This window comes from Pseudomonas sp. S2_B07, assembly GCF_054668435.1.
In genome coordinates, this window is the sequence record NZ_CP162769.1 from 3914146 (window position 1) to 3935836 (window position 21691).

General features: G+C 59.1%; 19 protein-coding genes and 2 pseudogenes. 14 read left to right on the plus strand and 7 right to left on the minus strand.

The genetic code is table 11. The features are described 5' to 3' along the window. Positions 1 to 40: 40 nt before the first annotated feature. From AB4N43_RS17980 to AB4N43_RS17990, 3 genes are all read right to left on the minus strand, one after another. Positions 41 to 358 carry a DUF2388 domain-containing protein gene (locus AB4N43_RS17980; protein ID WP_027926468.1) on the minus strand — a complete coding sequence of 106 codons (318 nt, stop codon included), beginning with the start codon at positions 356 to 358 and terminating at the stop codon, positions 41 to 43. Positions 359 to 431: 73 nt separating this feature from the next. Then, the gene (locus AB4N43_RS17985; RefSeq protein ID WP_460151775.1) at positions 432 to 2216 is read right to left on the minus strand and encodes a GspE/PulE family protein; all 1785 of its coding nucleotides are present in this window, start codon (positions 2214 to 2216) and stop codon (positions 432 to 434) included. A 90-nt stretch (positions 2217 to 2306) separates the two neighbouring features. Beyond that, a complete protein-coding gene (locus AB4N43_RS17990; protein WP_027926470.1) occupies positions 2307 to 2645 on the minus strand; it encodes a hypothetical protein in 339 nt (112 codons plus the stop codon). Positions 2646 to 2771: 126 nt separating this feature from the next. Between AB4N43_RS17990 and AB4N43_RS17995 the strand changes: the two genes are divergently transcribed. Beyond that, a complete protein-coding gene (locus AB4N43_RS17995; protein WP_027926471.1) occupies positions 2772 to 3236 on the plus strand; it encodes an Lrp/AsnC family transcriptional regulator in 465 nt (154 codons plus the stop codon). A gap of 56 nt (positions 3237 to 3292) precedes the next feature. On the opposite strand, the gene AB4N43_RS18000 is transcribed toward AB4N43_RS17995, so the two are convergent. Then, positions 3293 to 4660, minus strand: coding sequence for a CYTH domain-containing protein (locus AB4N43_RS18000; protein WP_059181989.1), 1368 nt, complete (start codon positions 4658 to 4660; stop codon positions 3293 to 3295). A gap of 156 nt (positions 4661 to 4816) precedes the next feature. Between AB4N43_RS18000 and argE the strand changes: the two genes are divergently transcribed. Both argE and argA read left to right on the plus strand, forming a co-directional pair. Then, entirely contained in the window at positions 4817 to 5980 is a 1164-nt protein-coding gene (gene argE / locus AB4N43_RS18005; protein WP_027926473.1) for an acetylornithine deacetylase, read from the plus strand. Between the two features lie 205 nt (positions 5981 to 6185). Further along, entirely contained in the window at positions 6186 to 7484 is a 1299-nt protein-coding gene (gene argA / locus AB4N43_RS18010) for an amino-acid N-acetyltransferase (protein WP_027926474.1), read from the plus strand. A gap of 191 nt (positions 7485 to 7675) precedes the next feature. On the opposite strand, the pseudogene tauA reads toward argA, so the two are convergent. Beyond that, a pseudogene (gene tauA, locus AB4N43_RS18015) lies at positions 7676 to 7888 on the minus strand (taurine ABC transporter substrate-binding protein); the annotation flags it as partial. Positions 7889 to 8251: 363 nt separating this feature from the next. Between tauA and AB4N43_RS18020 the strand changes: the two are divergent. The 9 genes from AB4N43_RS18020 (at position 8252) to AB4N43_RS18060 (ending at position 17258) form a co-directional block, all read left to right on the plus strand. Further along, the gene (locus tag AB4N43_RS18020; protein WP_027926476.1) at positions 8252 to 9580 is read left to right on the plus strand and encodes an OprD family porin; all 1329 of its coding nucleotides are present in this window, start codon (positions 8252 to 8254) and stop codon (positions 9578 to 9580) included. 405 nt (positions 9581 to 9985) lie between these two features. Then, a complete protein-coding gene (locus AB4N43_RS18025) occupies positions 9986 to 11326 on the plus strand; it encodes an OprD family porin (protein WP_027926477.1) in 1341 nt (446 codons plus the stop codon). A 292-nt stretch (positions 11327 to 11618) separates the two neighbouring features. Beyond that, complete coding sequence (locus AB4N43_RS18030; RefSeq protein ID WP_027926478.1) at positions 11619 to 12257, plus strand: peroxiredoxin; 639 nt, start codon at positions 11619 to 11621, stop codon at positions 12255 to 12257. A gap of 260 nt (positions 12258 to 12517) precedes the next feature. Next, the gene (gene ssuE / locus AB4N43_RS18035) at positions 12518 to 13111 is read left to right on the plus strand and encodes an NADPH-dependent FMN reductase (RefSeq protein WP_027926479.1); all 594 of its coding nucleotides are present in this window, start codon (positions 12518 to 12520) and stop codon (positions 13109 to 13111) included. 89 nt (positions 13112 to 13200) lie between these two features. After that, positions 13201 to 14166, plus strand: coding sequence for a sulfonate ABC transporter substrate-binding protein (locus AB4N43_RS18040; RefSeq protein WP_027926480.1), 966 nt, complete (start codon positions 13201 to 13203; stop codon positions 14164 to 14166). Positions 14167 to 14192: 26 nt separating this feature from the next. Further along, complete coding sequence (gene ssuD, locus AB4N43_RS18045) at positions 14193 to 15341, plus strand: FMNH2-dependent alkanesulfonate monooxygenase (RefSeq protein WP_027926481.1); 1149 nt, start codon at positions 14193 to 14195, stop codon at positions 15339 to 15341. A gap of 8 nt (positions 15342 to 15349) precedes the next feature. Continuing rightward, on the plus strand, positions 15350 to 16132 hold the full coding sequence (gene ssuC / locus AB4N43_RS18050; RefSeq protein ID WP_460151776.1) for an aliphatic sulfonate ABC transporter permease SsuC: 783 nt from the start codon (positions 15350 to 15352) through the stop codon (positions 16130 to 16132). After that, positions 16129 to 16935, plus strand: coding sequence for an aliphatic sulfonates ABC transporter ATP-binding protein (ssuB, locus tag AB4N43_RS18055; RefSeq protein ID WP_059181994.1), 807 nt, complete (start codon positions 16129 to 16131; stop codon positions 16933 to 16935). Before ssuC ends, ssuB begins: the two co-directional genes overlap by 4 nt. Positions 16936 to 17042: 107 nt before the next feature. Then, a complete protein-coding gene (locus tag AB4N43_RS18060; protein ID WP_003229256.1) occupies positions 17043 to 17258 on the plus strand; it encodes a TOBE domain-containing protein in 216 nt (71 codons plus the stop codon). A gap of 143 nt (positions 17259 to 17401) precedes the next feature. Here the strand turns inward: AB4N43_RS18060 and AB4N43_RS18065 are convergent, their stop codons facing one another. After that, the gene (locus AB4N43_RS18065) at positions 17402 to 18040 is read right to left on the minus strand and encodes a TetR/AcrR family transcriptional regulator (RefSeq protein ID WP_059181995.1); all 639 of its coding nucleotides are present in this window, start codon (positions 18038 to 18040) and stop codon (positions 17402 to 17404) included. A 227-nt stretch (positions 18041 to 18267) separates the two neighbouring features. Next, a complete protein-coding gene (locus AB4N43_RS18070; protein ID WP_017341358.1) occupies positions 18268 to 19644 on the minus strand; it encodes a glutamine synthetase family protein in 1377 nt (458 codons plus the stop codon). A gap of 278 nt (positions 19645 to 19922) precedes the next feature. On the opposite strand from AB4N43_RS18070, the pseudogene AB4N43_RS18075 reads away from it, so the two are divergent. Both AB4N43_RS18075 and AB4N43_RS18080 read left to right on the plus strand, forming a co-directional pair. Further along, positions 19923 to 20213 (plus strand): annotated as a pseudogene (locus AB4N43_RS18075) (gamma-glutamyl-gamma-aminobutyrate hydrolase family protein); the annotation flags it as partial. 111 nt (positions 20214 to 20324) lie between these two features. After that, positions 20325 to 21683 (plus strand): glutamine synthetase family protein, encoded by a 1359-nt coding sequence (locus AB4N43_RS18080; protein WP_027926485.1) that lies wholly within the window; start codon positions 20325 to 20327, stop codon positions 21681 to 21683. The last annotated feature ends 8 nt before the right edge of the window (positions 21684 to 21691 follow it).

A 21691-nucleotide genomic window follows, 5' to 3' on the forward strand; every position in this document is an offset into this window, starting at 1 on the left:
AAATGCCGCTCATATGAGCGGCATTTTTGTATCGATAGACTTACTTCGAAGCGACGGCGTTCTTCGCCAGAATCGCATTCGCCAGTTCCATGTCCGTCGCCTGCAGGCCCGGGTTGTCGGCGCGGACTTTCTGCATCGCCGCTTCCAGGTAAGGGCCGCGAATGCCGCCGTCACTGGCAACAAAACTACCGGCATCGTCCTGGGCCGCGACGATCAGCTTGTGATCCTTGAACGTCAGGTAAGTCGAGCCGGTGGTCGCGCCCGACGAAAGGACGTTAGTCCAAAAGCTATCGGCCATCGCGGAACCGACTGGAAGGGACAGCAGCGCGACGGTGGCGACAGCAAGTTTGAAACGCATGATGGGTGACTCCACTGGGTTAACTACACGGCCTTGGATAGCCATCCCCCCATCCAGTTCCATACACCCGTGCCTACTTTTGCTCGCTCTGCGGCGTCACGCGCAGCACCTCTTCGATCGTGGTCAGCCCTGCCGCCACCTTCTGAGCGCCTGATAGTCGCAAGCTGCGCATGCCCTCCTTGAACGCCTGACGCCGGATCGCCAGCAGGTCGGTGTCCGGATTGATCAACGCTTTGACGCCGTCCGTCAGCTGCATGATTTCGTAGACCCCGGCGCGGCCGTGATAGCCGGTGTCGCGACACTCCAGGCAACCGATGGCGCGTTGCGCGTTGGTCGGCAGCGGGGCTTGCCAGGGTTTGGTCAGGGTCTGCCAATCCTCTTCGCCCAGTGTCAGTGGTGCCTTGCAATGGGGGCACAAGGTACGCACCAGGCGCTGGGCCATGACGCCGAGCACCGTGGCTTTGATCAGGTAATGCGGCACGCCGAGTTCCAGCAGGCGACTGATCGCGCTCGGCGCGTCGTTGGTGTGCAGCGTCGAGAGCACCAAGTGACCGGTGAGCGCCGCCTGAATCGCCATCTCGGCGGTTTCGAGGTCGCGAATCTCGCCGATCATGATGATGTCCGGGTCTTGTCGCATCAACGCGCGCACGCCAGCGGCGAAGGTCAGTTCGATGTTGTGCTGGACCTGCATCTGGTTGAATGCGGGCTCGACCATTTCAATCGGGTCTTCGATGGTGCAGAGGTTGACCTCCGGCGTCGCCAGTTTCTTCAGGGTGGTGTACAGCGTGGTGGTCTTGCCGGAACCCGTCGGCCCGGTGACCAGAATGATGCCGTTGGGCTGACGAGTCATGTCCTGCCAGCGGCGCAGGTCTTCAGCGGAAAAGCCCAACTGATCGAAATCCTTGAGCAGCACTTCCGGGTCGAAAATTCGCATGACCATTTTTTCGCCAAATGCCGTTGGCAAGGTCGACAGCCGCAGTTCGACTTCGCCGCCGTCCGGGGTCTTGGTTTTCACCCGGCCGTCCTGGGGTTTGCGCTTTTCCGCGACGTTCATCCGCCCGAGGCTTTTCAGGCGACTGACAATGGCCATGGTCACCTGGGGCGGGAATTGATAGACGTTGTGCAACACGCCATCGATGCGAAAACGCACCGTGCCTTGTTCGCGCCGGGGTTCGATGTGGATATCGCTGGCGCGTTGCTGGAAGGCGTACTGAAACAGCCAATCGACGATGTTGACGATGTGCGCGTCATTGGCGTCCGGCTCCTGGTCGCTGGCGCCGAGGTTGAGCAGTTGTTCGAAGTTGCCCAACGTGCTGGTTTGCTGATCGGCAGCGGTCGCACCGCTGACCGATTTGGCCAGACGAAAGAACTCGACGCTCAAGCGCTGGATGTCCACCGGGTTGGCCACGACCCGTTTGATCGGCAACTTCAACACGTGGGTCAGGTCGGCTTCCCAGCCGCTGACGTAGGGCTGGGCGCTGGCCACGGTCACCGCGTCGCGGTCGATCGATACCGCGAGAATCTTGTGGCGCTGGGCAAAGGCGTAGGACATCAACGGCGTGATGGCCGCGACGTTGATCTTCAGTGGATCAATGCGCAAATAAGGCTGGCCGGCTTGCTGCGACAGCCACAGGGTCAGGCTTTCCAGGTCCAGGTGTTTGCCGGGACGGCTGAGATCGTCGAGGTGTTGGCTGGCTATGAATTCCAGCGGGTGCATCTGGCCATTGGCGGCGTGGCGGCGGCGGGCATTGAGCGCGTGCTCGGCCGAGTCCTGGCTGATGAAACCTTGGGCGACCAGTTCGCGCAGCAAATCATTGAGATCCAGCCAGCGGTCCTGAATGGCAAGTTGAACGGACATGCGGGCTCCTCATGAACAACAGTCCGCAAAGGATAGTCGCGCAGCCCTCGACCGTTGGGCCACTACCCGACGAAGCCGTGTCGGGATTTTTCAGCCCGCTGCCTGGGCCGGTTGATCCCACATCACATCAGCCGTTTGCAACTCGACCGAACAGACGCTGATCAGGTTGCGTAATTTTTCCGCAATCACTTGGGCGCGGTGCCAACTGAGACCGTCCATGACGATGTCGATCGACAGCAAATCCTCCTGGCGCTGCACGTTCACCTGTTGCGGCGTCAAGAACTGCAAGGCAAACAGATTGAGCGCTCGGCACAGCAGATCCGGCTCGGCCTCCGCCAGCAGTTGGTAATGAACGCGGCAGTGGGCGTTGCTGGCGTTCCAGACATCGGCGCGGGTGGGCGGGGTGTAGACGGCTTCGAGAGGCGGCATGGTCGGGCTCCAAATTCAATGGAGGAATTTTTACATTCGGTGCCGGGCATTTCTTATCTATGATTGGGCTTATTGGCGATTTATCGAATCGTGTAATTCGAATAACGAACGATTGAAGGTTTTTCTATGCAAAGCGAGCTCGATGGCTACGACCGCAAGATTCTCGCGTTGCTGCAAGAGGACGCTTCGCTCTCCAGCGCTCAGATCGCCGAACAGGTGGGGCTGTCGCAGTCGCCCTGCTGGCGGCGGATTCAGCGGATGAAGGAGGAGGGAATCATTCGTGGGCAGGTGACGCTGCTGGACCGCAAGAAGATCGGCCTGAACACGCAGATCTTTGCCGAGATCAAACTCAATGCGCACGGGCGTTCGAACTTCACTGAGTTCACTGAGGCGATCCGCGGTTTTCCCGAAGTGCTGGAGTGTTATGTGCTGATGGGGTCGGTGGATTTTTTGCTGCGGATCGTCACGGCGGACATTGAGGCGTATGAGCGGTTTTTCTTCGAAAAGTTGTCGATGGTGCCGGGGATACAGGAAGTGAATTCGATTGTGGCGTTGTCGGAGATCAAGTCGACGACGAGTTTGCCGGTGTAACACCGGCAGAGTGCTTTTGTGGCGAGGGGGCAAGCCTCCTCGCCACAGTTGTGTACTTACATACGCAGCAGCATTTTCCAGGCACGATTCTGGTACACCGCAATCGCCTGCTGCTTACGCGCATCCAGCGATTCATCGGTGATCGGCTCGTTGGCCAGTTGCGCCAGCTGTTTCAGCTCACCGTACAGGCGATCCATTTCCGGGATGTCCAGCACGCCACGGGCATGGTGCAGCCACGCCTGAATGCGCTCGATGCGCGGCAGTTGCTCGGCCAGGTCTTCCGGCTGTTGCTGATAACGCTGCAATTGCAGGGACGTTGCTTCTTCACCCAGCAACCGCGGCAACCAGCTACCCAGTTGCGCGGCACCCTGGCGATTGCCACGAACGTTGCGATCAGCCGCCCAGGTGCGGGCCAGCAACCAGCGTGAGGTGTTCAGCGAGAACAGGCCCCAGCGCGGGTCTTCCAGTTCTTCGAGGAATTGCTCCGGCGCGGCTTTGCGCACGTCTTCGTCCTCAATGCCGGCTTGCACCAGCGGACGCCAGTCTTCCAGCAACGCATCCAGCGCAAGGCGCAGGTCGTGGGTGGACTGACGCGGCGCGGCTTGACCCAGGCTGCTAAGCAAAGCACGCAATTCAGCGAGGTTTTCGACCCAGTCCAGCAACAGGCGCCAGTGGCCGTTGAAGCGATATTGCTCAGCCAGACGCTGGCTGCTGCCCAGCAAGTGCCAGCTCAGCGCGGCGAACGCGTCGTCCAGCGGGGTTTCGGCGGTGATTTGCGGCGCCGGCAGGCTCAACGAATAGCTGTTGGCGTCGTACAGGCGATAGCCGCGCTCAGCCTTGCTGATGTCACACGGCATCAGGGCCAGGGTTGCGGCCAGTTCTGCGGCCAGTTCCAGCAGGGCGGCCGGCTCGCCTTCGCGCAATTCCAGTTCCAGTTCGCAGATTTCTTCTTTCTGCTTGCCGACGATCACGTGGCCCAGGTCCAGCGCGGCTTCGATGACCACTTTGGTCTTGCCACGGCCCCAGGCGATTTCAGCGCGTTCGCGAACGAAATCGGTGGTGAAGATCGGCTTGAGGGTTTTCTTGTCCAGCTCGGCCAGCTCTTCAGGCCAGCATTCGCCGTCGAGTTTTTTCACGTCGAGCTTGGCTTTGGGCAGGTTCCAGTCGTATTCGTTACGCTCGGACAGGCCGGCAACACTGTGGCCGCGGGTCTTGAGCGTCTGAATCACTTCTTCGCCATCGCGGCGCAGGCGCAGGGCAACCTTGGCGCGGGCCAGGTCGCGCTCAGGCGTGTCGAAGTATTGATTCATCAACTCACGGCGTTCCCAGCCACTTTTGTTGCGTTTTTTCAGGAGCGGGTGCTCGCGCAGGGCCGCGAGGGTTTCGCGGCTGACGCGGAGCTTGATTTCGGTTTCTTTCTGCATGGCCGGAAAATCCAGGATCGGGAGCGCAGCCGGGGGAATGTGTGGCTGCCAAGGTCGTGCAGTGTACAGGAGTGAACGTTCCTACGCCCCGCGACGGTTTATTCCTGTCGCCAGATGGTTCTATGATGGACTTCAATCCGGGAGTTGGAGTCAGCGATGCCCTTGCCGTCCATGAAAGATCAGTTCGCTGCACTGATCGCTGCGCCGTCGGTCAGCTGCACCCAACCGAACCTGGATCAGACCAACCGCCCGGTAATCGATTTGCTGGCGACGTGGCTGGGTGATCTGGGGTTTGCCTGTGATATCCAGCAAGTCAGCCCCGGCAAGTTCAACCTGCTGGCCAGTTTTGGTACCGGCCCCGGCGGCCTGGTGTTGGCCGGCCACAGTGACACGGTGCCGTTCGATGGCGCGTTGTGGCAGACCGATCCGCTGAAGCTCACCGAAGTCGATGGTCGTTGGGTGGGCTTGGGCAGTTGTGACATGAAGGGCTTTTTCGCCTTGGCCATCGAAGCGGTGATCCCGCTGCTCGATCAGCCGTTCAAGCAACCGTTGTTGATCCTCGCTACATGCGATGAAGAAAGCTCGATGTCCGGTGCTCGCGCCCTGGCCAAGGCCGGGCGTCCATTGGGCCGCGCAGCGGTTATCGGCGAGCCGACCGGGCTGAAGCCGATCCGCATGCACAAAGGCATCATGATGGAACGCATCGACATTCTCGGTCAGAGTGGCCATTCCTCGGACCCACGCCTGGGCCACAGCGCCCTTGAAGCGATGCACGATGCAATCGGCGAATTACGTGGTCTGCGCCTGTTGTGGCAGCGCGAATTCCGCAATCCGCAGTTTGGCGTGCCGACGCCGACCATGAACTTCGGCTGCATCCATGGCGGCGACAACCCTAACCGTATCTGCGGCCAGTGTTCGCTGGAATTCGACCTGCGGCCCTTGCCGGGCATGGATCCCAAGGCCTTGCGCGCGGAGATTTTGCAGCGGCTCAAACCGGTTGCCGAGCGCCATCAGGTGAAGATCGATTACGCGCCGCTGTTCCCTGAGGTGCCGCCCTTTGAGCAGGCCGAAGACGCGGAATTGGTGCGGATCGCTGAAAAGCTTACCGGCCATGGTGCCGAAGCAGTGGCGTTCGGCACCGAAGCGCCTTATCTTCAGCAACTTGGCTGCGAGACACTGGTGCTCGGCCCGGGCGATATCGCCTGCGCCCACCAACCGGGGGAATACCTCGAAATGTCACGTTTGCAGCCTACGGTGCATCTATTACGTCAACTGATTCAACATTACTGCCTGACACCGGCCGCAATGCCCGTCAGTTGAGCGCAAATCCATGTGGGAGCGAGCCTGCCCGCGCCCACAGGGTCTGTGCTTTGCCTGACATGCCGTATAAATTGCCAGTGTCCCAACCCGTATTCATGAGGAGAGCGCGCGTGTCGCCAAGCCTGTTCCGACGATAACCATCAGCCCGCTGTGCGTTTTCAGTTTCGCCCATTTTTTGGCTGCTATTTATTACAGGCCCAGGTTCATGCCCGAATACGTTAATTGGCTTCGTCACGCTTCGCCTTACATCAATGCCCACCGCGATTGCACCTTTGTCGTCATGCTCCCCGGCGATGGGGTGGAGCATCCGAATTTCGGCAATATCGTTCACGACCTGGTGCTGTTGCACAGCCTGGGTGTGCGCCTTGTGCTGGTTCACGGTTCCCGTCCGCAAATTGAAACCCGCCTCGCCACGCGTGGCCTGACCCCGCATTACCATCACGGCATGCGCATCACCGATGCTGCGACGCTGGAGTGTGTGATCGATGCAGTCGGCCAGTTGCGTATTGCTATTGAAGCGCGCCTTTCCATGGACATGGCCTCTTCGCCGATGCAGGGCTCGCGCCTGCGGGTGGCCAGCGGCAACCTGGTCACGGCGCGGCCGATTGGTGTGCTCGAAGGTGTGGATTATCACCACACCGGCGAAGTGCGTCGGGTCGACCGCAAAGGCATCAATCGCCTGCTGGACGAACGCTCCATCGTGTTGCTGTCGCCGTTGGGCTACTCGCCGACCGGTGAAATCTTCAACCTCGCCTGTGAAGACGTCGCCACTCGCGCGGCCATCGACCTGGGCGCGGACAAGCTGCTGCTGTTTGGCGCCGACCCGGGCTTGATCGATGAAAACGGTCGTCTGGTGCGCGAATTGCGTCCGCAACAAGTGCCGGCGCATTTGCAGCGGCTGGGCAGCAACTATCAGGCTGAATTGTTGGATGCAGCCGCTGAGGCCTGTCGGGGCGGCGTGGCGCGCAGCCATATCGTCAGCTACGCCGAAGACGGTGCTCTGCTGACCGAACTGTTCACCCGTGACGGTGGCGGTACGCTGGTGGCGCAGGAACAATTCGAAGTGGTGCGTGAAGCCGCGATCGAAGATGTCGGCGGTTTGCTGGACCTGATCAGCCCGCTGGAAGAGCAGGGGATTCTGGTGCGTCGCTCCCGCGAAGTGCTGGAGCGGGAGATCGAGCAGTTCAGCGTGGTTGAACGCGAAGGCATGATCATCGCCTGTGCGGCGCTTTATCAGATTGCCGACTCGGACGCCGGGGAGCTGGCGTGCCTGGCAGTGAACCCGGAATACCGGCATGGCGGTCGCGGTGATGAGCTGCTGGAGCGCATCGAAACCCGTGCCCGGGCCCAGGGGTTGAAAACCCTGTTCGTGCTGACGACCCGCACCGCTCACTGGTTCCGCGAGCGCGGGTTCGTGCCGAGCAGCGTTGAACGCCTGCCGTCAGCACGGGCTTCGCTGTACAACTATCAGCGTAATTCGAAGATCTTCGAAAAAACCCTGTGATCCTGTGGCAGTGATCGTTCCCACGCAGAGTGTGGGAACGATCATCAGTCAGCCACAAACTTCGCACTGACATACGCCGAATAATCCGGCAGCACCGTCTGTACCTTCCCTTGCTCTTTCAAGAGCTTCGCCGTCTCGCCAATCGCCTTCGCCGTGCCGCCCTCCAGTAGCGCAGTGGTTTGCTGAGTGCGCGCGGTCACCACTTCCGGGCCGCTGTTGAAGCGACGCCAGTCAATTTTCTCGCCGATTGTTTTTTTCGTACGGACCGTCTGCCTGGGGACTTTGCTGGGGGCGATACCGGTTGGGTAGCCCACGGTCAAGTTGGTCGCCTGAGCGGAGAGCGTAAATAATCGCGATACACAAACTGTAACAATTGGACTGGATAGTGCGCGTTTGGTCGTCATGGCGGGGCCTTTCGGTAAGGTTTTGTTTCCGAATTGCTTCAAACGCTAAACGATCTAAAAAACGGCTAGTAAATACTGTTTAGGAATTAGCTTATGAGCTGAGGGCCCTATTCTGGGGGGCTGGGAGCGGCGCAGAGCTTAATTCCTAAAGGGTATGAGAAAAGAGGCAGCTAGTTCTTTTCAGGTTTATGACGAACTCATGACCTGCATGGACCAAAAAACGGGGGATTAGACCATGGTCGTAGACACACATAGTTACGATTGACTTGTGGGTCACGCTCTGGCGCTAATCGCGCATCTTAGGATTCCAAGCATCGACTTGGGGCCAGGAACACAAGAATTAGAAACGAGAGGAGCTAAACAATGAACAAGTCCACCTTGGCCTTGGCCGTGGCCGTAGGGGTTTTGGCGCAGCAGGCAGGCGCCGCCGGTTTCCTGGAAGACAGCAAGGCTTCCGTCAGTTCCCGCACCATGTATTTCAACAACGATAACCGTGACGGCGGTGCCGATCAGAAAGAGACCGCTGAAGGCCTCAAATTTGATTACCTGTCCGGTTTCACCCAAGGTACTGTCGGCTTCGGTATCGACGCTCAAGCACTGGTCGGTATCCATCTGGACGGCGGCAAGGGGCATCACCCGTACCCGAGCTCATTCTTCCCAAGCGACTCCGATGGTTCGGCGGCGAGTGAGTGGAGCCGTGCGGCAGCTAACGTAAAGGCACGCTTCTCCAAGACCGAGGCCCACTTGGGCGGCGCGTTGCAACCGAACATGCCGATTCTGGTCGCGAACGACAGCCGTCTGCTGCCACAGACCTTTGAGGGTGGCACGATCTCCTCGAAGGAAATCGACAACGTTACCTTCAACGTTGGTCAGTTGGAGCACGCGGCGGGTCGCGCCTCTTCCAACAGCACCGGTCTGGCCGTGGCTGGTGGTACCGAGGAGAGCAACCAGTTCCGTTACGCCGGTGCCGACTGGAAGGTCACCAAAGACCTGACTCTGCAGTACTACCACGCGAATCTGAAGGACTACTACAAACAGGACTTCCTGGGTCTGGTACATGTCTGGCCGATTGGTACCAATCAGTCCTTCAAGACGGACCTGCGCTACTTCGATAGCGGTTCCGATGGCAAGAACGGCGATGCGGGCTATCAGTTCAACAACAACGGTGGTTACGCCAAGACCCCGGGCGAGGTCGACAACAAGACCTGGAGCGCCATGTTCACCTACACCCTGGGTGGCAACGCGTTCCTGCTGGGTCATCAACGCGTCAATGATGACGGCGGTTTCGTCTACCTGAACCAGGGTAGCGTTGTGAATGACAACCGTCGCAGTGAAGAAGCGGGCGGCGCGAGCTTCTACCTGTTCACCGATTCCATGATCAACGGCTTTGTCCGGGCCGGTGAAAACACCACGTTCGGTCAGTACTCCTACGACTTCGCTGCGTTGGGTGTGCCAGGTCTGAAAGCCTCGGCCGCCTACCTGTATGGCGATAACATCAAGGCCAAAAACGGTACCAGCCCTGATCAGTCCGAGTGGGAACGCGACCTGCGTGTGGACTACACCATCCAGCAAGGCGTACTCAAAGGCTTCGGCACAACACTGCGTCATGGCACTTACCGTGGCAGCGATACCGGTATCGCCAGCCAGGACCAGACCCGTCTGATCTTCAACTACACCTACAGCTTCATGTAATACGTTTTCAGAAAAAGCCTCGCCAACTGGCGAGGCTTTTTTTTGCCTGTCAATATTCCAATAACTGCAGTTATGCGTACTTTTTATTCTTTTTGGTTTTTGTCACGGGCACCTAAAGTGGGCTCCGACCGGTCCTCATCGTGGCCGGCGTTAGTTGAAAAACCTCGTAAGTAGAACAGGTCAAGGAATTGGCTTTCATGCCGATACCTCGGATCTGTGCTGTGCAGGCATATACCTAAACGGTATTAAAAAGAAAAACAAAATTCTTTTTGGCTTTATGAAGCTGTGTATCCTGCACGGCCAAAATGACCGGCCTAGAAGGCTCGGCAACAATTGCGCGTCTTAGGATCCAGGGCATTCGACCCAGGACCAGGACCACAAGCATTAGTAATGAGGAGCGAAACAATGAACAAGTCCACCTTGGCCATCGCTGTGGCCGTTGGGGTTTTGGCGCAGCAAGCAGGCGCCGCTGGTTTCATCGAAGACAGCAAGGCCACCCTGGGGCTGCGTAACTTCTACATCAACACCGATAACCGTGACGGTACCGGTCCGAACAAAAACGAAGAGTGGGGCCAAGGCTTCGATCTGCGTTTCATCTCCGGTTACACCCAAGGCACCGTCGGCTTCGGTATCGATGCGATCGGCCTGTTGGGCGTGAAGCTGGATTCGGGCGGCGGCACCAACGGCGCGACTGCCACCTCGTACGGCGGCACTGTGTTCCCGAGCAAGTCCAACGGCGAAGCGGTTGATGACTTCTCCAGCCTGGGCCTGACGGCCAAGGCCAAGGTTTCCCAGACTGAGCTGAAACTGGGCACCTTGCAGCCGAAAAACCCGGTCATCGTGACCAACGATGGTCGTCTGCTGCCGCAAACGTGGCAGGGTGGCCAGATCACTTCTGCCGAGATCAAGGACCTGTCCCTGGTCGGTGGTCAGATCGAAGCCGTTAAAGGCCGTAACTCCAGCAACAACGAGCAGATGTCCATTTCGGGCGCGAACTCCCGTGGGACCAAATTCCGCGACAGCAACAAGTTCATCTACGCCGGTGGTGACTACAAAATCACCAAGGACCTGACGGCCCAGTACTACTACGGCAACCTGGAAGAGTTCTACAAGCAACACTTTCTGGGTCTGGTTCACAACTGGGCAATCGGCCCGGGCGTGTTGAAGTCGGATTTCCGTTACTTCAACAGCTCTGACGACGGTGCCAACGGTCACGACCCGCTGTACTACACCACTGGCAACTACAACGCGCCAAACGGTAAAGGCAAGGTCGACAACAACCTGTACAGCGGCCTGTTCCTGTATTCGGTTGCCGGTCATACCTTCGGTGGCGGTTACCAGGTCAGCAACGGCAGCAGCGACTTCCCTTGGCTGAACCAGGGTGACGGTTCGTCGAACTACACCATCACCGATTCGCAAATCCAGAAGTTCGGCCGTGCCGGCGAGAAAACCTGGCAAGCACGCTACTCGTTCGACTTCGCCAAGGTTGGCGTACCAGGCCTGACCGCCGGTATGGTTTACCTGCGCGGTGACAACATCGACACCGTCAACGCAAAAGGTGGCGAGTTGGCCAACGGCGCTTCCGAGTGGGAACGCGACTTGAGCGTTGCCTACGTCCTTCAGGACGGCCCGCTGAAGAACCTTGGTGTTGCCTGGAAAAACGCTATGTGGCGCACTGACCTGCCGGGCACTCGCTCCCAGGACGAAAACCGCCTGATCCTCAGCTACTCGATCCCGCTGTTGTAATAGCGCTCTTGTAACCGAGACAAAAAAAGCCCCGCCCGGCATCTCGCCCGGCGGGGCTTTTGCGTTTCAAGGCGGGGTCACCCCCGTAAACCCGCCTCGAAATTCCCCTCTTTTGCAGCACTCAAGGCCTTCTCGAACCTTGTGGGCGATGTTGGGCGCGTTGTCTGTTCGCGTCCAGTGAACAGATCTTTAATATTTCTTTATGATCTAAATAAATCGATAATTATTCTTTTTAATTATTCTCGGATGCAGGCAAAGTCGAGCTCAACACGCATTCACCAGGAGCAGCATCATGAGCCTCAGACTGGGCGATATCGCCCCCGACTTTGAACAGGACTCCAGCGCCGGCACCCTCCGTTTCCACGAATGGCTGGGCGATAGCTGGGGTGTGCTGTTTTCCCATCCGGCGGACTTCACCCCGGTGTGCACCACCGAATTGGGGTTCACCGCCCGGCTCAAGGACGAATTTTCCCAGCGCGGGGTCAAGGCCATCGCCCTGTCGGTTGACCCGGTGGACTCGCATCACCGGTGGATCGAGGACATCAACGAAACCCAGAACACCCTCGTCAACTTCCCGATCCTCGCCGATGCCGACCGCAAGGTGTCGGACCTGTACGACCTGATTCATCCCAACGCCAACGACACCCTGACCGTGCGCTCGCTGTTCGTGATCGACCCGAACAAAAAGATTCGGCTGACCATCACCTACCCGGCGAGTACCGGCCGCAACTTCCACGAAATCCTGCGGGTCATTGATTCGCTGCAACTCACCGATAACTACAAGGTGGCGACCCCGGCCAACTGGCAGGACGGTGATGAAGTGGTGATCGTGCCGTCGCTCAAGGACGAAGATGAAATCAAGCAACGTTTTCCCAAGGGTTATCGGACGGTGAAACCGTATCTGCGCCTGACGCCGCAGCCGAATCGCTAAACATTTTCTGCGCGGCTTGAATCGCCATTGCAATGAGGCCCTGACAGGCACTGCAGAACCCAGATCCAATAGCAGGGGGATTTCAGGCCGTTTCGACGGCCTTTTTTTATGCCAGGAAAGCACTGATTTATATATCTCCATAAGGCATAACCAAATGAATAAATATGATTTATGGATATAACAATCAGCTGTTAAGGTCACTCCCATCCCAGCGAGATCGCAAACCGCGAATCGCCAACACCGTTCAAGGAATCCTCTGAATGCTGGTCGTCTCACTCGGTGGCAGTCCCAGCCAACGCTCCCGATCCGGGGTGCTGCTGGAACGCTCCCAGCGCTGGTTGCAGGAGCAAGGGGTAGAAGTGGTGAGTTACCAGATTCGGGATTTCCCGGCGGAAGACTTGCTGCACGCACGCTTCGACAGCCCCAAGGTCATCGACCTGCTGCAACAGATTGAAAACGCCGATGGCCTGCTGATCGCCACACCGGTTTACAAAGCGTCGTTCTCCGGCGCACTGAAAACCGTGCTGGACCTGCTGCCCGAGCGCGCCCTGGCCCACAAGGTCGTATTGCCAATGGCCACCGGCGGCAGCATCGCCCACATGCTGGCGGTGGACTACGCACTCAAGCCCGTGCTGTCGGCACTGAAAGCCCAGGAAATGCTTCACGGAATTTTTGCGGTAGATAGCCAGATCGCTTACGGCGAAGGCAGTGCCCAGGCGCAATTGGCGCCGGAGCTGGAACAACGATTGAACGAGTCGCTGGAACTGTTTTGCAGCGCCATGGCGCGACGGCCCAAGCCGCTCGATCCGAACTTGTTGAATGAACGTTTGTTGAGTGCTCGCTGGAGCATTTGAGCCTCACCCGACATTGATCCACTCACCTTACTCAGCCGCCAACGGCCAAGCAGGTGCAGCCAACACCCAACTGCAAAAAGGAGAGCGCTATGCGCACTGTCATTTTGCGTCGTGGTCTGGTCGCTCTGTTTGTTGCGGCTGTGTCCTTCGGCGCCATTACTCAAGCTCAAGCCGAGACGTTGCGAATCGGTTATCAAAAGTACGGCACGCTGGTGCTGCTCAAAGCCAAGGGCACCTTGGAAAAACGTCTCGCCGCCCAAGGCGTGGACGTGCAATGGACTGAATTCCCCGGCGGCCCGCAGCTGCTCGAAGGCCTGAACGTTGGCTCCATCGACTTCGGTGTGACCGGTGAAACCCCGCCGGTGTTCGCCCAGGCTGCCGGCGCCGATCTGCTCTACGTCGCCTACGAACCACCGGCGCCCCACAGCGAAGCGATCCTGGTGCCGAAGGACTCGCCGATCAAATCGGTGAAGGACCTCAAGGGCAAGAAAGTCGTGCTCAACAAAGGCTCCAACGTCCACTACCTGTTAGTGCGTGCGCTGGAAGACGCCGGCCTCAAATACACCGACATCCAGACCGTGTTCCTGCCGCCAGCCGATGCTCGCGCTGCCTTTGAGCGTGGCAGCGTCGACGCCTGGGTCATCTGGGACCCGTACCAGGCCGCTGCCGAGAAACAACTGCAAGCGCACACCTTGCGCGATGGCCAGGGCATCGTCGACAACCATCAGTTCTACCTCGCGACCAAACCTTACGCACAGAAAAATCCTGAGGTGATCAAGACCCTCGTCGAAGAAGTGCGCGCGGTCGGTGAATGGTCCAAGGCCAATCCCGAAGACGTGACCCAACAGGTGTCGCCACTGCTCGGTCTGCCGGCCGACATTACCCTGACCTCGGTGAAACGCCAGGGCTATGGCGCGCTGTTCCTCACGCCTGAAGTGGTCGCCGCGCAACAGAAAATCGCCGACACCTTCTACCAGCTCAAGCTGATTCCGAAGCCGTTGAGCATCAAAGACGTGATCTGGACGCCACCGGCAGCCGTTGCGAAAGCGCAGTAATTCGATTCTTTGAAGGAGACCACTCCATGAGCCTCAATATTTTCTGGTTCCTGCCTACCCACGGCGACGGCCATTACCTTGGCACCGCCGAAGGCGCTCGCGCCGTCGACCACGGTTACCTGCAACAAGTCGCGCAAGCGGCGGATCGATTGGGTTTCGGCGGGGTGCTGATTCCTACCGGGCGCTCCTGCGAAGACTCGTGGCTGGTGGCCGCGTCGCTGATCCCGGTGACCCAGCGTTTGAAATTCCTTGTCGCTCTGCGCCCCGGGATCATTTCCCCGACGGTGGCCGCGCGTCAGGCGGCGACCCTGGATCGTCTGTCTGGCGGTCGTGCGTTGTTTAATCTGGTCACGGGCGGTGATCCGGACGAATTGGCCGGCGACGGTTTGTTCCTCAGCCACGAAGAGCGCTATCAGGCCTCGGTGGAGTTCACCCGCATTTGGCGTCGCGTGCTCGAAGGCGAAACCGTTGATTACGACGGTCAGCACATCAGCGTGAAAGGGGCGAAATTGCTCTATCCGCCGATCCAGCAACCGCGTCCGCCGCTGTACTTCGGTGGCTCGTCGGAAGCGGCGCAAGACCTCGCGGCAGAGCAAGTGGAAATGGTCCTGACCTGGGGCGAACCGCCGGCCGCCGTGGCCGAAAAAATCGAGCAAGTGCGCGCCAAAGCGGCGAAGCTCGGTCGCACAGTGCGCTTCGGTATTCGTCTGCATGTAATCGTTCGCGAGACCAACGCCGAAGCCTGGCAAGCCGCCGATAAATTGATCTCGCATCTGGACGATGAAACCATCGCTCGTGCCCAGGCTTCGCTGGCGCGTTTCGATTCCGTCGGCCAGCAACGCATGGCCGCCCTGCATGGCGGCAGCCGCGACAACCTCGAAGTCAGCCCCAACCTGTGGGCCGGTGTCGGTCTGGTGCGTGGCGGTGCCGGTACGGCATTGGTCGGCGACGGCCCGACCGTGGCCGCCCGCGTGAAGGAGTACGCGGACCTGGGCATCGACACCTTTATCTTCTCCGGTTATCCACACCTTGAAGAGTCTTACCGCGTGGCCGAATTGCTCTTTCCGCATCTGGACATTCAACGTCCGGAGTTGCCGAAGGGGGCCAACTACGTCAGCCCGTTCGGCGAGATGGTCGCCAACGACATCCTTCCCAAAGCCGCGTCCCGGAGCTGAGGCGCGCCATGAAAAAAATCATCCACAACCTCGCGCCGTGGGCGTTGCCGGTGTTGCTGCTGGCGGTGTGGCAGTTGTCGGTATCGGCGGGCTGGTTGTCGACGCGGATCCTGCCAGCACCGATCGCCGTGATCGAAGCCGGTGTGAGCCTGGTGCGCAGCGGTGAAATCTGGACGCACCTGGCAATCAGCGGCTGGCGCGCCGCGCTGGGCTTCACTATCGGCGGCTGCATCGGCCTGGTGCTGGGCTTCATCACCGGCCTGTCGACATGGGGCGAACGCCTGCTCGACAGTTCGGTGCAGATGATCCGCAACGTGCCGCACCTGGCGCTGATTCCACTGGTGATTCTGTGGTTCGGCATCGACGAGTCGGCGAAGATTTTCCTGGTGGCGCTGGGCACGTTGTTCCCGATTTACCTCAACACCTATCACGGCATCCGCAACGTCGATCCGGCACTGGTGGAGATGGCGCGCAGTTATGGCTTGTCTGGTTTCAGCCTGTTTCGCCAGGTGATTCTGCCGGGTGCGCTGCCTTCGATTCTGGTCGGTGTGCGTTTTGCGTTGGGCTTCATGTGGCTGACGCTGATCGTTGCGGAAACCATTTCGGCCAGTTCCGGTATCGGTTATCTGGCGATGAATGCCCGAGAGTTTTTGCAGACCGACGTGGTGGTGCTGGCGATTCTTCTGTACGCGGTGCTTGGCAAACTGGCCGACCTCGCGGCCCGTGGACTTGAACGCGTATGGCTGCGCTGGCACCCGGCTTATCAGGTAGTCAAAGGAGGTGCGGCATGACCGCTCAGCAACCTCCACGCCTGCTGCGCGGGATTGCGCTGGTGGTGCGCAAGCTGCAAAAAACCTTTGGCTCGCGGCAGGTATTGCGCGAGATCGATCTGCACATTCCGGCGGGCCAATTCGTTGCGGTGGTCGGGCGCAGCGGCTGCGGCAAAAGTACGTTGCTACGTTTGCTGGCGGGCCTCGACAAGCCTACGGGCGGTGACTTGCTCGCCGGCGCTGCGCCGTTGAGTGATGCGCGGGAAGACACCCGATTGATGTTCCAGGAAGCGCGTTTGCTGCCGTGGAAAAAGGTCATCGACAACGTCGGCCTCGGCCTTAATGGCGACTGGCGTGCGCAAGCCCTTGAAGCACTGGAGTCGGTCGGCCTGGCGGATCGCGCCAATGAATGGCCGGCGGCCTTGTCCGGTGGGCAAAAGCAACGTGTGGCGCTGGCCCGTGCGTTGATCCATCAACCGCGCTTGCTGCTGCTCGACGAACCGCTGGGCGCGCTGGATGCCCTGACCCGAATTGAGATGCAGCAACTGATCGAGCGGCTCTGGCGCAAGCATGGTTTCACCGTGTTGCTGGTGACCCACGACGTCAGTGAAGCGGTGGCGATTGCCGACCGGGTGATCCTGATCGAAGAGGGCGAAGTCGGCCTCGACCTGATGGTGGAACTGCCGCGCCCTCGGGTGCGCGGCTCGCATCGGCTGGCGGCACTGGAAACCGAAGTCCTCAATCGCGTCCTCGCACAGCCCGGCGAACCGCCGGAACCGGAACCCGTTTCACCCTTGCCTACGCAATTGCGTTGGGCGCAATAGACGCAGCGGCGAGTTGCAAGCTTCAAGCGGAAAGAGGAAGCAGAGCGCTTTTACTTGCTGCTTGTAGCTTGCCACTTGCAGCTCATTTCGACCTCAGGAGAAATCGTATGACTATCAAAGCCATCAACGTTCGTAACCAATTCAAAGGCTCGATCAAGGAAATCGTACTGGGCGACGTGCTGTCGGAAATCGACGTTCAGACCGCATCCGGCATCGTTACTTCGGTGATCACCACCCGCTCGGTGAAAGAGCTGGAACTGGTGGTCGGCAGTGAAGTGATTGCGTTTGTGAAATCCACTGAAGTGTCGATCGCCAAGTTGTAACTTATTCAGTGAAATCGGCGGTGCGGCCTTCGCGAGCAGGCTCGCTCCTACAGGGATTTTTGTCGTACACACATTCTGTGTGCGCTGAAGATCAACTGTAGGAGTTAGCCTGCTCGCGATGGGGCCATTAAAACCCGCGAAATTCAGGCAGGGATAACGCGCTTGTGTAAGTACGGCGGCAAGTACAACCCAAGATAAGCATCAAACACCCGCATCCCTTCCTCGGCCATCCGCGGCGTGATCTGACCATGCTGCTGCACCGAGCGCGCATAAACGCGGTCACCGAGCTCCATCGCCAGCGCAAACACATCCACGTCCGTTGGCAGCTTCGGCAATTCGAAATGGTGATCGAAAAGTTTGTGCATCAGGTCGCCCAGTTCGATGTCGTGCTGGCGGTCGGCCTGGGTGACTTCGGTCAGGCCATGCTGGGCGAGGATCAATTGGCGGGCGGCGGCGTCTTCGCTGTAGATCGCCAGCATACGCTGCTCCACCAGGCGCGACAGGTCACGCCAGCCGCTGAGGGCGCCATGATCGATGGGCGCTTGCAGGCAGGCGCGGAACGCGGCGTGGACGTCGGCCGTCAGCGCTTCAAGCAGCGCCGGGACGCTGGCGAAGAAGTGGTAGACGGAGGAGGGAGGGATCTCCGCGCGCTCGGCGACGCTGTAGATCGACAGACTGGCCACGCCCTCGGCGGCCAGCAGCGTGCGGGCGGCATCGAGTATCGAATCGATCCGCGCCTGACTGCGGGCGCGGGGTTTGCGTGGGGTGGCGAGTCGGGTCATTGAAGTCTCCTGCGGGGGCAGCGGGCATTGTACGAGCAGGGTTTGATGTTGTCTGCCAGGACGCCATCGCGAGCAAGCTCGCTCCCACAGTTGATCGATGTGAAACACAGATTTTGCGTACGCCATAGATCCCTATGGGCGCGAGCTTGCTCGCGACCCGCCGAAGGCGGCCATAAAAAAACGCCGTAAGCTGTAAAGCCGACGGCGTTCTTTTTTACTGCAACCGCTTACACGGTATGCAGGTACCAGTTGTACTCAAGGTCGGAGATGGAGTGTTCAAACTCCTCCAGCTCGCTTTCCTTACAGGCCACGAAGATATCGATGTATTTAGGATCGATGTACTTGGCCATGACTTCGCTGTCGTCCAGCTCACGCAATGCGTCGCGCAGGTTGTTCGGCAGGCTTTGCTCGTTCTGCTCGTAGGAGTTGCCTTCCACGGGCGCGCCCGGCTCGATCTTGTTGGTCAGACCGTGATGCACGCCTGCCAGGACCGAAGCCATCAACAGGTATGGGTTGGCGTCGGCGCCGGCCACACGGTGTTCGATGCGTACGGCATCGGAGGAACCGGTTGGAACGCGGATCGCTACAGTACGGTTGTCCAGGCCCCAGCACGGCGAGTTCGGCACGTAGAACTGTGCGCCGAAACGACGGTAGGAGTTGACGTTCGGGCAGAGGAAAGCCATCTGCGCGGGTAGGGTCTCGAGCACACCGCCGATCGCGTGACGCAGTGCGGCGTTCTGCTCGGGATCCTCGCTGGCAAAAATGTTTTTGCCGTCTTTATCAAGAATCGAGATATGTACGTGCAGACCGTTGCCCGCCTGGCCCGGGTAAGGCTTGGCCATGAACGTGGTGTCCATTTCATGGTCGTAGGCGATGTTCTTGATCAGGCGCTTGAGCAGGACCGCGTAGTCGCAGGCCTTGATCGGGTCGGCCACGTGGTGCAGGTTCACTTCGAACTGCGCCGGGGCACTTTCCTTGACGATGGCGTCGGCCGGGATGCCTTGCTCTTTCGCACCTTCCAGAATGTCCTGGAGGCAGTCGACGTATTCGTCGAGGTCGTCGATCAGGTAGACCTGAGTCGAGTGCGGGCGTTTGCCGGAGATCGGCGAGCGCGGAGGTTGTGGGCGGCCATTCACGTTCTCCTGGTCGATCAGGTAGAACTCCAGTTCGAAGGCTGCGCAGATGGTCAGGCCCATCTCGTCGAACTTGGTCACAACTTGACGCAGGACTTCACGGGGATCCGCGAAGAAAGGGTCACCTTCGAGTTCGTGCATGGTCATCAACAGTTGCGCGGTAGGGCGCTTCTGCCAAGGCTCATTGCACAGGGTGTCAGGGATTGGATAGCAGATTCGGTCAGCATCACCGATGTCCAGGCCCAGGCCGGTGCTTTCCACCGTCGAACCATTGATATCCAGAGCAAATAGAGAGGCCGGCAGGTTGATGCCTTTCTCGTAAACCTTGTGGAGGCTGGTGCGTTCAATGCGCTTGCCGCGCACCACACCATTCATATCCGCAATCAGAAGGTCAACGTACAGAACCTCAGGATGTTCCTTAAGGAACGCGTTCGCTTCGTTAAGCTGAACGGCACGCGGGGGTACCGACATGATGCAACACCTTTGTTGTTAAAAATATCAATCATTGATCTCTTCGGATTCCAGTCAACCCGAACGGCATGCCGAAGTCAAGCGAGGCCTTTTTTGCCCTAAAAAAGCGCTCGTAAGGCTTTTTTGGGGCACTTTGGAGCGTTTTTATGCCTTTGAACGCTTTGGCTGCCGCGGGCTTGAGCGGGGCGTGTTGTATTTTTTACGGGGGTGTTGTGTAAAAAAATGAACAAGGCTAAGCTCGATTCAAACCCATAACACCAATAATACCGGGGTGCTTCATGTCTCGCCTGCCGTTAATCGGCGTCACCAACTGCTCTAGGCAGATTGGTCTGCATGCTTATCACATCAGTGGCGACACCTTCGTCCGCGCCGTGGCCTCGAAGGCTCCGGGACGGCTGGTCTTTCTGCCGTCCCTGACGGATTGCCTGTCTCCGTCCGATATTCTGGACGGCCGAGATGGCCCCCCCATTACGGTTACTTCATTCAATATAGAACCGATTCACAATAGCGGCCCGGCTTTCGCTCAGGGCATTGCTCGTGATTCTGCACGCCCGGCGTTTGCCGCACCGTCCGGGGAAACACGATAGCCTGACGTAGACACCCGTTTCAACGCGACGCCGATGCGTCAACTATTGCCTGATGCGAGCAAGCGTCAGGAAACTCAAAGCCTAGAGGCATTTATGAGTAACAACCTCGACCAGCTCACCGATTGGTTGAAAGACCACAAGATCACAGAAGTCGAATGCATGATCGCCGACTTGACCGGGATCACCCGGGGCAAGATCTCGCCGACCAACAAGTTCATTGCAGAAAAAGGCATGCGCCTGCCCGAAAGCGTTCTGTTGCAGACCGTGACTGGCGACTATGTCGAAGACGACATCTATTACGAACTGCTCGACCCGGCCGACATCGACATGATCTGCCGCCCCGACCAGAACGCCGTATTCCTCGTGCCGTGGGCCATCGAGCCCACCGCCCAGGTGATCCACGACACCTACGACAAGCAAGGCAACCCGATCGAGCTGTCGCCGCGCAACGTGCTCAAGAAGGTCCTCAAACTCTATTCCGACCGCGGCTGGCAGCCCATCGTGGCGCCGGAAATGGAGTTCTACCTGACCAAGCGCAGCGACGACCCCGACTACCCGCTGCAACCGCCAATCGGCCGTTCCGGGCGTCCGGAAATCGGGCGTCAGTCGTTCTCGATCGAAGCGGCGAACGAATTCGACCCGCTGTTCGAAGACGTCTACGACTGGTGCGAATTGCAGGAACTGGACCTCGACACGCTGATCCACGAAGACGGCACGGCGCAGATGGAAATCAACTTCCGTCACGGCGATGCCCTGTCCCTGGCCGACCAGATCCTGGTGTTCAAGCGCACCATGCGTGAAGCCGCGCTCAAGCATGACGTGGCGGCGACGTTCATGGCCAAGCCCATGACCGGCGAGCCGGGCAGCGCGATGCACTTGCACCAGAGCATCATCGACATCGAAACCGGCAAGAACATCTTCTCCAATGAAGACGGGACCATGAGCCAACTGTTCCTGCACCACATCGGTGGCTTGCAGAAGCTGATCCCTGAGTTGTTACCGCTGTTCGCACCGAACGTGAACTCGTTCCGCCGCTTCCTGCCGGACACCTCGGCACCGGTGAACGTGGAGTGGGGCGAAGAGAACCGCACCGTGGGCCTGCGGGTTCCGGATGCCGGGCCGCAAAACCGTCGGGTGGAAAACCGCCTGCCGGGCGCTGACGCCAACCCGTACCTGGCGATTGCCGCGAGCTTGCTCTGCGGCTACATCGGCATGGTCGAAGGGCTCAACCCGAGCGCACCGGTGGTGGGTCGTGGCTATGAGCGCCGCAACCTGCGCCTGCCACTGACCATCGAGGACGCGCTGGAACGCATGGAAAACAGCACGACCATCGAGAAATACCTGGGCAAAAACTTCATCACTGGCTACGTCGCGGTCAAGCGGGCCGAGCATGAAAACTTCAAGCGCGTCATCAGTTCGTGGGAGCGTGAATTCCTGCTCTTCGCCGTCTGATACGCCGG

What these genes read in the sequence shown, in the direction of transcription:
- AB4N43_RS18040 (WP_027926480.1), top strand. Translation starts at nt 13,201, where the DNA reads ATGCGCACTGTCATTTTGCGTCGTGGTCTGGTCGCTCTGTTTGTTGCG.
- AB4N43_RS18065 (WP_059181995.1), bottom strand. Translation starts at nt 18,040, where the DNA reads ATGACCCGACTCGCCACCCCACGCAAACCCCGCGCCCGCAGTCAGGCG.
- argE (WP_027926473.1), top strand. Translation starts at nt 4,817, where the DNA reads ATGCCCTTGCCGTCCATGAAAGATCAGTTCGCTGCACTGATCGCTGCG.
- AB4N43_RS18020 (WP_027926476.1), top strand. Translation starts at nt 8,252, where the DNA reads ATGAACAAGTCCACCTTGGCCTTGGCCGTGGCCGTAGGGGTTTTGGCG.
- AB4N43_RS17995 (WP_027926471.1), top strand. Translation starts at nt 2,772, where the DNA reads ATGCAAAGCGAGCTCGATGGCTACGACCGCAAGATTCTCGCGTTGCTG.
- AB4N43_RS17990 (WP_027926470.1), bottom strand. Translation starts at nt 2,645, where the DNA reads ATGCCGCCTCTCGAAGCCGTCTACACCCCGCCCACCCGCGCCGATGTC.
- AB4N43_RS18060 (WP_003229256.1), top strand. Translation starts at nt 17,043, where the DNA reads ATGACTATCAAAGCCATCAACGTTCGTAACCAATTCAAAGGCTCGATC.
- argA (WP_027926474.1), top strand. Translation starts at nt 6,186, where the DNA reads ATGCCCGAATACGTTAATTGGCTTCGTCACGCTTCGCCTTACATCAAT.
- ssuB (WP_059181994.1), top strand. Translation starts at nt 16,129, where the DNA reads ATGACCGCTCAGCAACCTCCACGCCTGCTGCGCGGGATTGCGCTGGTG.
- ssuD (WP_027926481.1), top strand. Translation starts at nt 14,193, where the DNA reads ATGAGCCTCAATATTTTCTGGTTCCTGCCTACCCACGGCGACGGCCAT.
- ssuC (WP_460151776.1), top strand. Translation starts at nt 15,350, where the DNA reads ATGAAAAAAATCATCCACAACCTCGCGCCGTGGGCGTTGCCGGTGTTG.
- AB4N43_RS17980 (WP_027926468.1), bottom strand. Translation starts at nt 358, where the DNA reads ATGCGTTTCAAACTTGCTGTCGCCACCGTCGCGCTGCTGTCCCTTCCA.
- ssuE (WP_027926479.1), top strand. Translation starts at nt 12,518, where the DNA reads ATGCTGGTCGTCTCACTCGGTGGCAGTCCCAGCCAACGCTCCCGATCC.
- AB4N43_RS18030 (WP_027926478.1), top strand. Translation starts at nt 11,619, where the DNA reads ATGAGCCTCAGACTGGGCGATATCGCCCCCGACTTTGAACAGGACTCC.
- AB4N43_RS17985 (WP_460151775.1), bottom strand. Translation starts at nt 2,216, where the DNA reads ATGTCCGTTCAACTTGCCATTCAGGACCGCTGGCTGGATCTCAATGAT.
- AB4N43_RS18000 (WP_059181989.1), bottom strand. Translation starts at nt 4,660, where the DNA reads ATGCAGAAAGAAACCGAAATCAAGCTCCGCGTCAGCCGCGAAACCCTC.
- AB4N43_RS18080 (WP_027926485.1), top strand. Translation starts at nt 20,325, where the DNA reads ATGAGTAACAACCTCGACCAGCTCACCGATTGGTTGAAAGACCACAAG.
- AB4N43_RS18025 (WP_027926477.1), top strand. Translation starts at nt 9,986, where the DNA reads ATGAACAAGTCCACCTTGGCCATCGCTGTGGCCGTTGGGGTTTTGGCG.
- AB4N43_RS18070 (WP_017341358.1), bottom strand. Translation starts at nt 19,644, where the DNA reads ATGTCGGTACCCCCGCGTGCCGTTCAGCTTAACGAAGCGAACGCGTTC.